Annotated in this window: 16 protein-coding genes and 1 riboswitch; of the genes, 15 read left to right on the forward strand and 1 reads right to left on the reverse strand. The window is 57.8% G+C overall.

Annotated elements, in window-relative coordinates; genetic code table 11:
- Positions 1-76 precede the first annotated feature (76 nt).
- Positions 77-934, reverse strand: a complete 858-nt coding sequence (locus ACZ1G7_RS16350) for a hypothetical protein (protein WP_472660447.1) — start codon at positions 932-934, stop codon at positions 77-79.
- A 111-nt stretch (positions 935-1,045) separates the two neighbouring features.
- Between ACZ1G7_RS16350 and miaB the strand changes: the two genes are divergently transcribed.
- The 15 genes from miaB (at position 1,046) to ACZ1G7_RS16425 (ending at position 14,664) form a co-directional block, all read left to right on the forward strand.
- Positions 1,046-2,359 (forward strand): tRNA (N6-isopentenyl adenosine(37)-C2)-methylthiotransferase MiaB, encoded by a 1,314-nt coding sequence (gene miaB, locus ACZ1G7_RS16355; protein ID WP_472660448.1) that lies wholly within the window; start codon positions 1,046-1,048, stop codon positions 2,357-2,359.
- A gap of 146 nt (positions 2,360-2,505) precedes the next feature.
- Complete coding sequence (locus ACZ1G7_RS16360; protein WP_472663748.1) at positions 2,506-3,066, forward strand: OmpA family protein; 561 nt, start codon at positions 2,506-2,508, stop codon at positions 3,064-3,066.
- 13 nt (positions 3,067-3,079) lie between these two features.
- Positions 3,080-3,379: a hypothetical protein gene (locus tag ACZ1G7_RS16365; protein WP_472660449.1), complete on the forward strand. Its 300-nt coding sequence runs from the start codon at positions 3,080-3,082 to the stop codon at positions 3,377-3,379.
- Between the two features lie 142 nt (positions 3,380-3,521).
- Complete coding sequence (locus tag ACZ1G7_RS16370; protein WP_472660450.1) at positions 3,522-4,535, forward strand: PhoH family protein; 1,014 nt, start codon at positions 3,522-3,524, stop codon at positions 4,533-4,535.
- 118 nt (positions 4,536-4,653) lie between these two features.
- Entirely contained in the window at positions 4,654-4,788 is a 135-nt protein-coding gene (locus tag ACZ1G7_RS16375) for a hypothetical protein (protein ID WP_472660451.1), read from the forward strand.
- A gap of 52 nt (positions 4,789-4,840) precedes the next feature.
- Positions 4,841-5,326, forward strand: coding sequence for an rRNA maturation RNase YbeY (gene ybeY / locus ACZ1G7_RS16380; protein WP_472660452.1), 486 nt, complete (start codon positions 4,841-4,843; stop codon positions 5,324-5,326).
- Positions 5,327-5,369: 43 nt separating this feature from the next.
- Positions 5,370-6,266, forward strand: coding sequence for a hemolysin family protein (locus ACZ1G7_RS16385; protein ID WP_472660453.1), 897 nt, complete (start codon positions 5,370-5,372; stop codon positions 6,264-6,266).
- Complete coding sequence (lnt, locus tag ACZ1G7_RS16390) at positions 6,263-7,756, forward strand: apolipoprotein N-acyltransferase (RefSeq protein WP_472660454.1); 1,494 nt, start codon at positions 6,263-6,265, stop codon at positions 7,754-7,756. Before ACZ1G7_RS16385 ends, lnt begins: the two co-directional genes overlap by 4 nt.
- Before the next feature lie 35 nt (positions 7,757-7,791).
- Positions 7,792-7,841: riboswitch (SAM-SAH riboswitch) on the forward strand.
- 6 nt (positions 7,842-7,847) lie between these two features.
- Positions 7,848-9,014, forward strand: a complete 1,167-nt coding sequence (gene metK, locus ACZ1G7_RS16395; RefSeq protein WP_472660455.1) for a methionine adenosyltransferase — start codon at positions 7,848-7,850, stop codon at positions 9,012-9,014.
- A 64-nt stretch (positions 9,015-9,078) separates the two neighbouring features.
- Complete coding sequence (gene trmB / locus ACZ1G7_RS16400) at positions 9,079-9,789, forward strand: tRNA (guanine(46)-N(7))-methyltransferase TrmB (RefSeq protein ID WP_472660456.1); 711 nt, start codon at positions 9,079-9,081, stop codon at positions 9,787-9,789.
- Positions 9,790-9,981: 192 nt separating this feature from the next.
- Positions 9,982-11,334 (forward strand): 3-phosphoshikimate 1-carboxyvinyltransferase, encoded by a 1,353-nt coding sequence (gene aroA, locus ACZ1G7_RS16405; protein WP_472663749.1) that lies wholly within the window; start codon positions 9,982-9,984, stop codon positions 11,332-11,334.
- The gene (locus ACZ1G7_RS16410) at positions 11,331-11,819 is read left to right on the forward strand and encodes a hypothetical protein (protein WP_472660457.1); all 489 of its coding nucleotides are present in this window, start codon (positions 11,331-11,333) and stop codon (positions 11,817-11,819) included. The genes aroA and ACZ1G7_RS16410 overlap by 4 nt, the downstream gene beginning before the upstream one ends.
- On the forward strand, positions 11,816-12,220 hold the full coding sequence (locus ACZ1G7_RS16415; RefSeq protein ID WP_472660458.1) for a GFA family protein: 405 nt from the start codon (positions 11,816-11,818) through the stop codon (positions 12,218-12,220). Before ACZ1G7_RS16410 ends, ACZ1G7_RS16415 begins: the two co-directional genes overlap by 4 nt.
- A complete protein-coding gene (locus ACZ1G7_RS16420; RefSeq protein WP_472660459.1) occupies positions 12,217-12,828 on the forward strand; it encodes a (d)CMP kinase in 612 nt (203 codons plus the stop codon). Before ACZ1G7_RS16415 ends, ACZ1G7_RS16420 begins: the two co-directional genes overlap by 4 nt.
- 198 nt (positions 12,829-13,026) lie before the next feature.
- Positions 13,027-14,664 carry a calcium-binding protein gene (locus tag ACZ1G7_RS16425; protein ID WP_472660460.1) on the forward strand — a complete coding sequence of 546 codons (1,638 nt, stop codon included), beginning with the start codon at positions 13,027-13,029 and terminating at the stop codon, positions 14,662-14,664.
- Positions 14,665-14,679: the final 15 nt, after the last annotated feature.

Raw genomic sequence — 14,679 nt, forward strand, 5'->3', positions numbered from 1 at the left:
AGGTTTCTAATTGGTTAATAAATTTCAGATATACAATGAAGTCAATGTGTTACAAGATTCCCCGCATGCGGGGAATTCAAAACCACTGCCCGGGCTCCATCAAACCCAGCTCCATCAGCTGCCGCGAATTCCAGCCGAATTTTTCGGAATTCTTCCACCAGAAATGCGAAATCGCATATTTTGAGCCCGGATTGCTCATCAAAGCCTTCGCCGTCCGAAACGAACAAATCGTGGCCGAAATATTGTGATGCCACTCGCAGGCATAGGTATTATATTCGGGCAAGTTGAACGTATGATCTTCACGCAGCCTCAACCCTTTCTGAGCGCGGAACAACCCAACCCGATCAATCCGGCGCTTCTCATAGGGAACATGTTCCTCAAACCGCCACCTGAGCCCACCAAAGTAGTCCAGCTGCCGCTCCAACGGCGTCCCATCTTCAAATCGTTGCAAGGCATAATACCCGCTCCGATCAAAATGCGCCTGCTCACGCGACACCGCATCGGGGTGCTGCCCCAGATCATTGGAATACAAATCGATCACATAGCACAGCACCGTATCTCGCCGCTCTTCCGTCGTGAACCGCGCCAGCTCCCCCACGGTTCGGCTCTCACAAAACGGGAAGAACAGATATTCGGCGTTGAAGCAGTAGTGCAGCCACACCCCCGGACAGGCCGCAATCATCCCGTTCACAACATCCGTGACTGCGCCCGCGTCATGCAGGTCATGCTCCACAAAATGCGCGCCATCCGGCTCGTTCGGGAATAGTTCCGGGTCGCCAAACGCCAGCACTTCCGCGAACCCCAACGCCCTGCAATGTGCCAGCGTGCCCGCCACCTCGCTGGCGTCTTCCAGCAAAACAATCGCGTAGGGCCCCTCCGGGTCCAAATTCCGCGGCGCATTGGCCAGAAATTGTGCAAGTGAGCTGTGACGCATATCTGCCCGCGGCGGTCCTTTTCGTCGCAGAGTCCTGCATCAAGCCGTCAATTGCAAGAGCTCTGCCACTGTTGTAAGTGGCCCCCTCAACCCCCGTTGACAGGTGATCTCATGGCCGGCGCGAAGAAGCTCTACATCAAAACCTATGGATGTCAGATGAACGTCTATGACAGCGAGCGCATGGCCGAAGCGCTTGAAGGTGAAGGTTACGAGCAAACTCAACAGATCGACGAGGCAGACATGGTGCTTCTGAACACCTGTCACATACGCGAGAAAGCCGCTGAAAAAGTCTATTCCGATCTGGGCCGCCTCAAGCCGCTGCATGACGAGAAACCGGACCTGAAGATTGGCGTCGCGGGCTGCGTCGCGCAGGCGGAGGGGCAAGAGATTATGCGCCGCCAGCCCATGGTCGATCTGGTCGTGGGTCCGCAGACATATCACCGGCTTCCTGAGCTGATGAAAGAGGTCGATCAAGGCCGGCAAGCGCTCGATACGGATTTCCCGGAAGAGGACAAATTTGATCACCTGCCAAAACGCGACCTTCCTGCGCGCAACCCGTCGGCTTTTTTGACGGTGCAGGAAGGCTGCGACAAGTTCTGCGCCTTTTGTGTTGTGCCGTACACGCGGGGCGCCGAGGTTTCCCGCCCAGCCGCCCGGCTCATGAAGGAAGCGCAGGCGCTGGTCGACCGCGGGGTGCGCGAGATCACGTTGTTGGGCCAAAACGTCAACGCCTATCATGGTCACAAAGGCGGGCTGGCCGGGTTGATCTGGGACCTGTCTGAGATTGAAGGGCTCAAGCGCATTCGCTTCACGACCTCGCATCCCAATGACATGGATGATGCGCTGATCGAAGCGCATGGCACCTGCGACAAACTGATGCCTTACCTGCATTTGCCGGTGCAATCGGGGTCCGACCGGATCCTGAAGGCGATGAACCGCAAGCACACGGCTGACCAGTATCGTGCCCTGATTGCGCGCATTCGTGACGCCAAGCCGGATTTGCTGCTGTCAGGCGACTTTATTGTTGGTTTCCCTGGGGAGACGGAGGAGGATTTCGAGGCGACGATGCAGCTGGTGCGTGACGTGCATTATGGTCAGGCCTATTCCTTTAAATATTCCGCGCGGCCCGGCACGCCTGCGGCGGAGAAAGAAGACGTCCCCGAAGATATAGCGCTGAACCGGTTGCATCGGTTACAAGCCCTGCTGACGGAACAGCAGTATCAAACGCAAAAAGACATGATCCAGCGCGAGGTCGATGTCTTGTTTGAAAAGCAAGGTCGTGATCCAGGTCAGCTTGTCGGGAAATCACAATACTTGCATGCGGTTCATGTCGATGCGCCTGTTGAGATGATTGGTACAGTTCAGCGCGTCAAAGTCACTCGAACGGGCCGGAATTCGCTCTTTGGGTCACTCTGGACCGGTTAACGCGCTTTGGTTGTTTCCCATTTGGCGACTATATCGCCGAAAATTTGCCATAGTTTCCACTAATTTTTGATGGATTTTTTTGCTTTCTCGTTGAGCAAAGCGGGTTTTAGCCGGCGAAGTAGAGGAAGAGTGACGTGGCATCACACATGAAAACAGGCCAGCCAAAGTTGACGAGCGTGCTTGCCGCCTTGTTGGCCGCTGGCATCGTCAGCGGCGCGCAGGCGCAACAAAAAACGGTCGTGGCCGAGCGCTACGTGCCGACAATTTGGGTCGACCCGGACGGGTGCGAGCATTGGGTCATGGATGATGGGTTCGAAGGCTTTATGACGCCTCACCTGACGCGTGCGGGAAAACCCGTCTGCCGTGAAAATGGAGGCAACATCTGTGCCGTGGTCGGCTCGGACGGGCTGTTTGCCACGGGGTCAGCGCGCATTGGCGCCGCGAGCCGTCAACGCCTGGCGCAGTTCTTCAAAAGCAACGGCGCAAGCGCTTTCGCGATCGCGGGGCACACCGATAGTCGCGGATCTGAGGCATATAATTTGGATCTGTCAAAGCGCCGGGCAAATGCCGTCGCCGCCATTGCGCAGCAAGCGGGCGTCAAAGTGGCATCGGTGCGCGGCTACGGTGAAAGCGATCCAAAAGCGTCCAATGCGAGTGCACGTGGCCAAGCCGCCAACCGCCGCGTCGAAATTCAATGTTTGCGCTGAGGAGGGCCGGAGCATGACCAAAGGTAAAACCATACTGGCAATCTGCACGGTACTGGTCGTCGCAGCGTGTGAAAGCAACAATGGCGACAAGACCCGTGACTATGGTCTTGGGCGCGGCGATTTGGCGGATCTGCAACCTGGTATTTGGGTCGACCCGCGCGGCTGCGACCATTGGTTGATTGATGATGGCGTTGAGGGCTATTTGTCTGCGCGTCTGGATCGCGACGGCAAACCGGTTTGTTCGGGCGCTGCACCTCCGGGCTATGCGGTGGGCGACTTCAAAGGTGGCGCGGATATCGGCGACTCGATTTGATGGCTATGAGATAAGCGAAAAAGGGCCGTGGGACCTTCCTGCGGCCCATTTTTTGTATCAATTCGATGAAACCTGCCCCAAACGGCTTGCGCGGCTCGGCAGGACTTGGCAGCATTAAATCAGCCAACATTAGGAGACCCGATTGACTTTCAGCGCGCCAAATCCGCCCAAGGCGGATGCCCCGGATCACGAACTTCTGCTCGAATATCCAGACAACAGGCTGCTGATTGATCTTTGCGGGGAATTTGACAGTCACCTGACCCAGATTGAATCGACGCTCGGTGTGCAAATCGTGCGCCGTGGCAATCAGCTTGCCGTCATGGGCGAGGCGCGGGATGAGGCCGGGCGAGTTCTGAACGCGCTTTATGTTCGGCTAGAGACCGGCAAAGACGTCAGCCCCGCTGAGATCACCGCCGAAATCCGCATGGGCGGCTCGGACGAGGGCACCGGCACCCGCGACGGCGACCAGATTGAGATGTTCAAAGGCGCCCCGGTTGAGATCAAGACCCGCAAAAAGACCATTGAACCACGCACGCAGGCGCAAAAGGACTATGTGCTGTCGCTCATGAACAATGAGCTGGGCTTCGGCATCGGGCCCGCTGGTACCGGCAAAACCTATCTGGCTGTGGCCGTCGGCGTTTCGAAGTTTCTGAATGGCGAAGTTGACCGGATCATCCTGTCCCGCCCCGCGGTCGAGGCGGGCGAAAAGCTTGGCTATCTGCCCGGCGACATGAAGGACAAGGTCGACCCCTATATGCAGCCGCTTTATGACGCGCTGAACGACTTTTTGCCTGGCAAGCAAGCTGCCAAGCTGATCGAAGAAAAGCGCATCGAGATCGCGCCGCTGGCCTTTATGCGCGGGCGCACGCTGTCTAACGCGTTCATTGTGCTTGATGAGGCGCAGAACGCGACGACGATGCAAATGAAGATGTTTTTGACCCGTCTGGGGCAGGGGTCCCGCATGGTGATCACGGGCGACCGCAGCCAGGTTGACCTGCCGCGTGGCGTCAAATCCGGTCTGCGCGACGCGGAAGACCTGCTCAAAGGCGTGGACGGCGTTGCGTTCAGCTATTTCACCTCAAAAGATGTCGTGCGCCACCCGTTGGTTGCGCGGATTATTGAGGCTTATGAAAGCTTTGAGGCAAAGCAAGACTAATTTTCGTCGGGCCGAGGCAGCGTTTCAAAACATGGGAAAAAAGCGTGTGGATGCCGAAATTTAGCCTCAATCCTTTGCAAAACCTGCAACCTACGAAGTGCTGTTGGGGACAAATCCCGTGTTCGACTATATCGCATCAAACGCCATACCGATGTTCATTGGCGCGTCCTTCACGGGCGGCGTCAGCGTTTTCTACCTCGTGATGGTGCGTACCTTGCGACATCGTCAGAAAGCCAAGGCGGCGAACAACTGACTCCCTCATATCGCGCTTGACCGGCGTTGCTGTTGGCGTCACAGCGGGGCTTATGCCACAAATTGACATCATCACCGAGGATACGCGCTGGGCTGACGCCGAACTGGCGCCGCTTGCTGAGCGCGCCTTTGCGGCCGTTTTCGAAGAGCTGGGGCTCGACACCTCTTTTGAAATTAGCCTTTTGGCCTGCGACGACGCCCGCATCGCCGCGCTCAACGAAACGTTTCGCGCCAAAGAGGCGGCGACAAATGTGCTAAGCTGGCCATCGGTCGACCTGTCCGCAGACATGCCCGGTGCCGCGCCGCACGCGCCGTCATTGACCGACCCAGAGCTTGGCGACATCGCGATTGCTTTTGAGACCTGCCAGTCCGAGGCACATGCACAACACAAACCTTTCGAAAACCACGTATGCCATCTTCTTGTTCATGGTTTGCTGCATCTTCTGGGCTATGACCACGTAAATGAGGCTGATGCGGCCCGTATGGAGGGGCTTGAGCGGCGCATACTTGCAAAACTGGATATTCCAGACCCATATTAGATCATACGGCTGCCAGAACGGGGCCAAACACGGAAAAGGACCAATGGGCCCAGACAACGACGCATCGTCTAGCGCAGCGCATAGCGCGCTGAAAGACACATCGGACGCGACAACCCGCAGGCCGGGTTTGTTTGAACGATTGACTGGGGCGCTGTCCCCAAACCGCAGCCCGCAATTGGGGCTGGCACCCGAAGCGATAGCGCGCGCAGCGACGCCCGGCATCGGTTTAGGCAATTTGCACGCCAAACGGGTTGAAGACGTGGCCATTCCGCGCGCAGACATGGTGTCTGTTCCCGTCGATATCGAACTTGCTGGCCTTATCCAGGTGTTTCGCGAAAGCGGCCTGACCCGGCTGCCAGTGTATCAAGACACGCTCGACACGCCCATTGGGTTGGTGCATCTAAAGGACCTCGCTTTGAAGCACGGGTTCGGTGGCAAAGGCAGCAGTCGCGCCAAATTCAGCCTGAAACGGCTGGTGCGCGAAGTGTTGTTCGTTCCACCTTCCATGCCCATTGGGGTGCTGTTGCAGAAAATGCAATCGGACCGGAAGCATATGGCGCTGGTCATCGATGAATATGGCGGCGTTGACGGTCTGGTGACGATTGAAGACCTAATCGAACAGGTCATTGGCGAAATTGAAGATGAGCACGACATTGATGAGGCCGACACATGGCGCGAAGAAAAGCCAGGTGTGTATATCGCACAATCGCGCGCGCCGCTTGATGCGTTTGAATCCCAAATCGGCCTGCGCCTGTCTGACGCCGATATGGACGAAGAAATCGACACGCTTGGTGGCTTAGTGTTTTTGCTGACGGGCCGTGTGCCGGCGCGCGGCGAAGTGGTCAAACACCCAACGGGGGCGGAGTTTGAAATCATCGATGCCGACCCACGCCGGATCAAGCGTATTCGGGTGCGCATGCCGGGGCACGCCGCCGAATGACACCCCACCCACCCCAGACTAAATGGGGGATCGCGGCAATTTCAACGGCCTTCGGCGGCATCGCGGCACTGGGGCAAGCCCCTTGGTCGCTTTGGCCGCTGGCGCTGCTTGGGTTTTGCGGTCTGTTTTGGGTGTTTAAAGACGCCGCGACCAGCAAACAAGCCGCTTGGATCGGCTGGACGGGCGGCACCGGCTACTTTGCCTTGGCGCTGTTCTGGATCGTTGAACCCTTTCTGGTCGATATTGCTCGCCATGGCTGGATGGCGCCTTTCGCTTTGTTGTTTATGGCAACCGGGTTTGCGCTGTTTTGGGCCGCCGCCTGTGCATTTGCGCATGTAATAGGGGGCAAAAAAGGCCAGGTCATAGCGGCGGTAATGACGCTCACATTGGCAGAAACGGCGCGTGGCGTCGTTTTGACAGGGTTTCCATGGGCGACTATTGGGCATGCATGGATCGGCCATCCAGTCTCGCAATTGGCGGCTTTCGGCGGGGCCGGGTTGCTTAGTTTTTCTTTGCTTTGTGTCGCCGCCGCACCGCACGTTTTTGCGCGCAGGGTGTTCGGCCTCATGGCTGGCGTCGCCATTCTGGCGTGTTTTTGGGGGGCGGGGACCGCGCGGCTTACGTCCCTTGATCTTGCTCTGAGCGACAAAGTTGTGCGCGTTGTTCAACCAAATGCGGCGCAGCACCTGAAATGGGACCCGGAGCATATCCCAACCATTTTTCGCCGTCAGCTGGCTATGACCGAGGCGGTCGCGGATGCGCCGCTTTCGATGATCGTTTGGCCCGAAACTTCGCTTGCTGCGCGCCTTGATCAGGCACAGCAAATACTGCCGGTGATGGCTGATGGTGCCGCGGGCGTACCGCTTGTCTTCGGCGCAAATGATCTTGTTGATGGCAGCTATCGCAATACGCTGGTCCTGATGGGCGCCCAGGGCGAGATCGCGCAAACCTATTACAAGCACCATCTTGTGCCATTTGGAGAATACATCCCCCTTGGTGAGCTGGCCGCTCAGATTGGTATTCGCGGGCTGGCCGCGCGCGAGGGTGGCGGATTTGCTGCCGGTCCCGGTCCCAGCTTGCTGCAAATAGAAGGGCTTGGAACGGCCTTGCCGCTCATTTGTTATGAGCTGATTTTCCCGCGCCACCTGCGCACGGATACGCGTCCAGACTTTATTCTGCAGATCACCAATGATGCTTGGTTTGGCAATATTTCGGGGCCTTACCAACATCTGGCCCAAGCGCGACTACGCGCGATTGAACAAGGTTTGGGGGTGGTGCGCTCCGCCAATACCGGGATCAGCGCTATGATTGACCCGTCGGGCGAAGTCACCGCGCAAGCGCCATTAAACAAGGCTGGTTTTTTTGATGAACCGCTGCCGATTGCACTTCCGCCGACGCCTTACGCGCGCACCGGTGACGGACCGGCAACGGGTGTGTGTCTGCTCCTACTGTGCGCCGTCTTTGTGTTGCGCCGCCGAAATGTGGATTGACGCAGCACGGGTCGGGGTTTAGGCCAGTTTAACCATTGCTGGCCCAACGGCTTCCTGACGGGTCAGACGACATCATATCGGAGCGCTTTTCATGGCACGCGACAGCTACCTTTTCACCTCGGAATCCGTTTCCGAGGGGCATCCAGACAAAATTTGTGACCGCATTTCAGACGCTATTCTGGATGCATTCCTGGCAGAAGAATCCATGGCGCGCGTCGCGTGCGAAACCTTTGCGACGACCGACCGCGTCGTTGTGGGCGGTGAAGTCGGGCTGTCGTCTCGCGACAAGCTCGACAGCTTCATGGGCGGTATTGAAGACATCGTGCGCGGCGTCGTAAAAGCCATTGGCTACGAGCAGGAGGGGTTCCACTGGCAGAACCTGAAATTCGACAATTTTCTGCATCCGCAATCGGCTCATATTGCGCAGGGCGTGGACAAGGACGGTGCTGGCGATCAGGGGATCATGTTCGGTTACGCCTGCTCTGAGACACCTGAATTGATGCCGGCGCCAATCCAATATTCGCACGCAATTCTGCGCGCTTTGGCGGAGGCGCGCCATGCAGGTGAAGTGCCCCAGCTGGGGCCAGACGCGAAATCCCAGCTTTCGGTGCAATATGAAGGTGGCATGCCGGTTGGCGTAAGCTCGATCGTCTTGTCGACCCAACACCTTGATGAGGATATGAGCTCCGACGATGTGCGCGACGTGGTTGAACCCTACATTCGCAAAACGCTGCCCGACGGATGGATTTCTGCCGACACGGAATGGCATGTGAACCCGACTGGCAAATTCGTTATCGGCGGCCCGGATGGTGACGCCGGGCTAACCGGTCGCAAGATCATCGTTGATACCTATGGTGGTGCTGCGCCCCATGGTGGTGGCGCATTCTCAGGCAAAGACCCGACCAAAGTGGATCGTTCAGCGGCCTATGCGGCGCGGTATCTTGCGAAAAACGTTGTCGCGGCAGGTCTGGCAGACCGCTGCACCATCCAGCTGAGCTACGCCATTGGCGTCGCAAAGCCGCTTTCAATTTATTGCAACACTCACGGGACTGGCAAAGTCGATGAGGCTGCCATCGAGGCTGCAGTTGCCGATTGTATGGACCTGACGCCGCGCGGAATTATTGAGCATTTGGACCTGCGTCGCCCTGTCTATGAGCGCACTGCTGCCTATGGGCATTTTGGCCGTACGCCAGCCAATGATGGCGGGTTTTCGTGGGAACGTGTCGACCTAGTCGAAGGGCTGAACAAAGCGGTCTGAACCAGAGCGGCTGATTGAAAAAAGGATCGGGTCAGGCCAAAGCCTTGCCCGTTTTTGAAACGTCATGAGCGATACTCACGCCTCCGGCGCCCCATGGCGCAATTTTTATGGCCGATTGAAAGGCCATAACCTGAAGCCGCATCAGCAAGCGTGGCTTGACGAAGATCTCGGCGCGCTGACACCTGGTGCTGTGTCATGGGAGGAGAACCCTGACCGCAAACCGCTTGATTTGAGCGCGCGATTTGATGGCAAACCTGTCTGGTTGGAAGTGGGGTTCGGCGCAGGCGAGCACATGTACCATATGGCTGGGCTAAACCCGGATGTCGCTTTTATCGGATGCGAGCCTTATCTGAACGGCGTCGCGATGTTGCTGGGCAAGTTGCGCCGCGAACCGCGCCCCAATATCGCCGTCCATGCAGGTGACGCGCGGGACCTGTTCGACGTGTTGCCTGCTACCAGCATCGACAAGGCATTTCTGCTGTACCCCGACCCGTGGCCCAAAGCGCGCCATCACCGCAGGCGTTTCGTGACGCCTGAACATTTGGAGCCGCTGCAGCGCGTATTGAAACCCGGTGCAGAATTCCGCGTGGCCACTGATATTCCCGATTATGTGCGCCAAACCATGCAAGAAGTTCCGCGCGCGGGATTCGAGTGGCTTGCAGAGCGTCCTGAAGATTGGCGCGACCCGTGGGGCGACTGGCTTTCGACACGCTATGAGCAGAAAGCGCTACGTGAAGGGCGCGTCCCACATTACATGACCTTCCGCCGCAGCTGATCTAAATGTGCGCCTGCGGCGCGCGCTATTATTTTGGGAATGAGGGGCATCGTCCATTGTCCTCGGACCAATGGCGGACAAAGACGATCCCTCAAACTCCCCCGAATATTTCCAAAACAATGAAGAGCGATGGACCTGCTCTGTGTGCTCGTTTATCAGGCGGGTAACTCTTGCGAAGTGAAGGCCTTTTCGATGTCCAGCCACGGTGATCCGATCCCAATGACCTCCAAGCCTTGTGGGCCGTTGACCGGCACGGCGGACGTGCCGGGGGATAAGTCTATTTCACATCGGTCACTGATCCTTGGGGCGTTGAGCGTCGGCGAGACAAAGGTTTCAGGTCTGCTCGAAGGCCAAGATGTCTTGGACACCGGCCGCGCGATGCAGGCGTTTGGGGCCGAGGTGGTCAATCATGGGGCCGGAAACTGGTCGGTACATGGGGTTGGCGTCGGAGGCTTTGCAGAGCCCGACCAGGTGATCGATTGTGGCAATTCCGGCACCGGCGTGCGCTTGATCATGGGGGCCATGGCCACCACGCCGATCACGGCGACGTTCACGGGCGATGCCTCTCTGAATGGTCGACCGATGGGGCGGATTACCGACCCGTTGGCCTTGTTTGGAACGCAGGCTTTCGGACGTCAGGGCGGACGCTTGCCTATGACCTTGATCGGTAGCCGCGATCCGGTGCCTGCGCGCTATAGCTCCCCCGTGCCATCAGCACAGGTGAAGTCGGCTGTTTTGCTGGCAGGGCTGAACGCACCGGGCGAAACTGTTTTGATAGAGAAGGAAGCCACACGCGATCACAGCGAACGCATGCTAATGGGCTTCGGCGCTCAGGTGAGCACGGAGGTTACGAATGAAGGCCGGGTAATCACTTTGACCGGTCAGCCTGAGTTGAAGTCGCAATCCATCACTGTGCCGCGCGATCCCAGCTCGGCGGCCTTTCCGGTTTGTGCGGCGCTTATCGTTGAGGGGTCGGATGTATTGGTCCCAAATATTGGTTTGAACCCGACTCGTGCTGGTCTGTTCACCACGCTGCGTGAGATGGGCGCGGACCTGACCTATGAGAATGAGCGTGAGGAAGGCGGCGAGCCGGTGGCCGATCTACGCGCTAAATTCTCGCCAGAAATGAAAGGCATTGATGTGCCCCCGGACCGTGCGGCGTCCATGATCGATGAATATCCGGTTCTGTCGGTTGTGGCCTCTTTTGCAGAGGGAAAGACCTATATGGCGGGTGTGAAAGAGCTGCGCGTCAAGGAAAGCGACCGCATTGACGCTATGGCCGTTGGCCTGCGCGCCAATGGCGTCGAGGTGGATGAGACAGAAGACAGCTGGACCGTGCATGGGCGTGGCGCTAAGGGCGTTGCAGGCGGCGCCACATGTGCGACCCATCTTGATCACCGGATCGCAATGTCTTTCATGTGTCTTGGCATGGCTGCGCAACAGCCGGTGTCCATTGACGATGGCGGCGCGATTGCGACCTCCTTCCCGATTTTCAAAGGCCTGATGGGGGCCCTTGGTGCCCAGTTGCATAGCGAGGCCGATTGACCCGCTGGGGCATTGTCAAACGCCTTGCGGTTGTGACGCTGGTTTTGCTGCTGGCGCTCAACTGGGTTGCTTTCTCCGATGTGCAAGGCGGGTCGTTCGCGCGCCAGCTGTTGGACCTGCGGTTTCTTGGATACAGCGTACAGGACGCTGAGATGTTTGCCGGGGCGCTGAGCTTTGAACAGAAAGCCGCATACCGGGAGGCGTATCTTATCCTAGACTATGTGTTCATCGGTTTTGTCAGCGCATTGCTGTATGCCATCTCGGGTGCGGTGGTCATCAATTGGAAGCGGTATGTGATCCTAGCGGCTACGTTTATATTCGCGGCCTCCGATCTGACAGAAAATGCGTTGGTTAAAGACATCGTTGGCGGCAATTTCGTTGTGACGGAGATAAGCTCGCTGATGACTCAGATCAAATTTGCAAGCCTGCTCGCAGCCGCGCTATTGATTGCCAATGTCTGGCGCTCAAAGGAGTTTTCGCGATGACCCACCAAGGGAGTTGCCTGTGCGGCGCAATCACTTACGTAACGCAGGGCGCGTTGCGCCCAGTGATCGCGTGCCACTGCGCGCAATGCCGCAAAACCAGCGGGCATCACGTGGCGGCAACGTCAGTCGCGCGCGACCAGATAACAATCACGGGGGAGCCGGTTTGGTATGTTTCCTCTGACACGGCGCGGCGTGGGTTTTGTGGCACCTGCGGATCAAACCTGTTCTGGGACGGCGCGGGTGCGAACTTGTCTATTTTTGCTGGGACGTTCGATGGTGCTACGGGCCTTAAGCTGAAGGGCCATATTTTTTGCGCCGACAAAGGAGACTATTATCAGATCGCAGATGGTGTGCCGCAAGCCCAGCAGGCTAATGCCGACTTAACGACGATGGTGCCATGAGCTTCACAGTCGCCATCGATGGCCCCGCCGCCGCCGGTAAGGGGACACTCTCGAAAGCGGTCGCGCAGCATTTTGGATTTGCCCATCTTGATACCGGGCTGATCTACCGGGCGACTGGCGCGCGTGTTTTGGCGGGGGAGGACCCGCTGGCCGCGGCGCAGTCTCTGCGCCCGGAAGACCTGGAAAGGCACGATTTGCGCAGCACGGAGGTTGCCCAGGCGGCATCCAAAACAGCAGCCCTGCCGGACGTGCGCGCCGCCTTGGTGCAATTCCAAAAAGACTTTGCGCGCAAGGAAGGTGGCGCGGTGCTCGACGGGCGGGATATCGGCACAGTGATCTGCCCCGATGCCGATGTGAAGCTCTACGTCACTGCGTCCGACACGGTGCGTGCGGAGCGGCGCTTTCTTGAACTGTCAGGCAAAGGCCACGACGTCACCCGCGACGGCGTTCTGACCGATCTGCGCATTCGGGATGAACGTGACAGCGCGCGTGCAACGGCGCCGCTCAAACCGGCCGATGATGCAATTTTGTTGGATACGTCCGAGCTGAGCATCGACCAGGCCGTAGAATTGGCAATTGCGGCGATTGCAGCAAAGCGCGCGGGCTAAGCACACTCTGGCAGTTTTTTGCCCGATACGCCGGAATGCCTGGCTGAAAAAGCAGCCTATTGCCAAACCAAACGTATTGATTGGCAAATCATTGCCTTGAGCAAAGTTCCGCGCTCGGGGCTTTTGGCACTCCTTTGGTAGGACGCATCGTGCAGATCATCCTAGCCCGGCCACGCATGACATTTGAAAGGACACGCCATGCCAAAGCCTAGCCAATCCCTCGATACCATCGCGCGCTTCGTCAAGAAAGACCCCGGCCTTGTCGCGAGTATCCCGCAATCTGACATCAACGGTGGCGCGTCGGCGGCGCTTTTGATGAATGAGGTCATCCTGAAGGCCGTTGAGGCCACGGGCGTGAATTCGGATGGCCGTATAAGCCCTGACGATGCACGCAAAATCAGCGACTATATCCGCGCCGATGCAGGGCTTTATGAAAAATTTGTCGAAGGTCATGGCGATGATGACGGGAATGATGAGACCGGATTTCACCTCGTCCAGGGCGATGGGGGTACGCTCAAGTTTCAGGGTCGCGACTATGTCGACACGGTTGCCGACGCGATCTACCACATAGGCTTCACCTACAAGAACGGCCGATTTCGCAACGAGGATGGCAATGCCAATGAAACCGTCGATGATATTGCGGGCTGGCTGAATTACTTCCTGAACGGTGAAAATGTGGTCTATGGGACCAATAAACGGGAGGTGCTCTATTCCGGCGACTACAGCGACGGGTTTGAGGCTGCGAAGGACGAGATTTTCATCGCTGGGAACGGCAACGACGATGTCTGGGCAGGCGACGGCAACGATGAAATCTGGGCAGGCGGCGGTCATGACAATGCAGGCGGTGGTGATGGTGATGACACGATCATGGGCGAGGGCGGAAATGACAAGCTCTGGGGCAATGTTGGCAATGACACGATAGACGGCGGCAAGGGCAATGATGTGCTGGGGGGGCACGAAGGCGATGACAATCTGACCGGCGGCCAAGGGAACGATAAGATCTGGGCGGGCGAGGGCGATGACAAGGTCGATGCAGGCTCCGGACGCGACACCGTCGGTGGTGGGTCCGGTGATGATGAGATCGACGGCGGCGCCGGCAACGACAAATTGTGGGGCGAGGCGGGGAACGATACGATTTCGGGCGGTGACGGCAACGACCACATCGGTGGTGCGGATGGTGACGATGACCTGAGCGGCGGCGCGGGGCATGACATCATTTCCGGTGGCACTGGCGTGGACAAGATCGATGGTGGCGACGGCAAGGATAAGCTATGGGCAGGCGATGGTGACGATACGGTCCGTGGTGGCGTCGGGAACGATACTATCGGTGGCGATGATGGCGACGATGAGATCGACGCAGGCGAGGGCAATGATGTGGTTTATGCCGGTGCCGGGAAGGACAGTGTCATCGGTGGTGCGGGCAATGACAAAATCTTTGGCCATGACGGCGACGATCTGTTGAAAGGTGGCGATGGGAAAGACATCATCATCGGTGGCGATGGTGAGGATGTGATCGTAGGCGGCACAGGGCGCGATATTTTGCGCGACTGGGAGTCGGTCAATGCCAAGGACACCTTTGTGTTCTCCGAAGGTGATACCGGGGCCACGAAAAGCACAATGGATGTGATCGAGGGGTTCGATGTGGATCAGGACAAAATCGACCTCACCGGGTTTGGCTCGCTCAGCTTCGTGGAAAGTTTTTCGGGCGGCGGGGGCGGTGAGGTCCTGTTTGACGGCGACTATGTTCGGATTGATGCCGATGGTGATGGCCGTTTTGACGCCGGGATCGAGGTTAAGTGGATCAGCGAAATGAACGCTGGCGACTTCGTCCTTTAGGCCTGTCAAAAAATT

It is taken from the genome of Litoreibacter sp. JB4-2 (assembly GCF_055693445.1).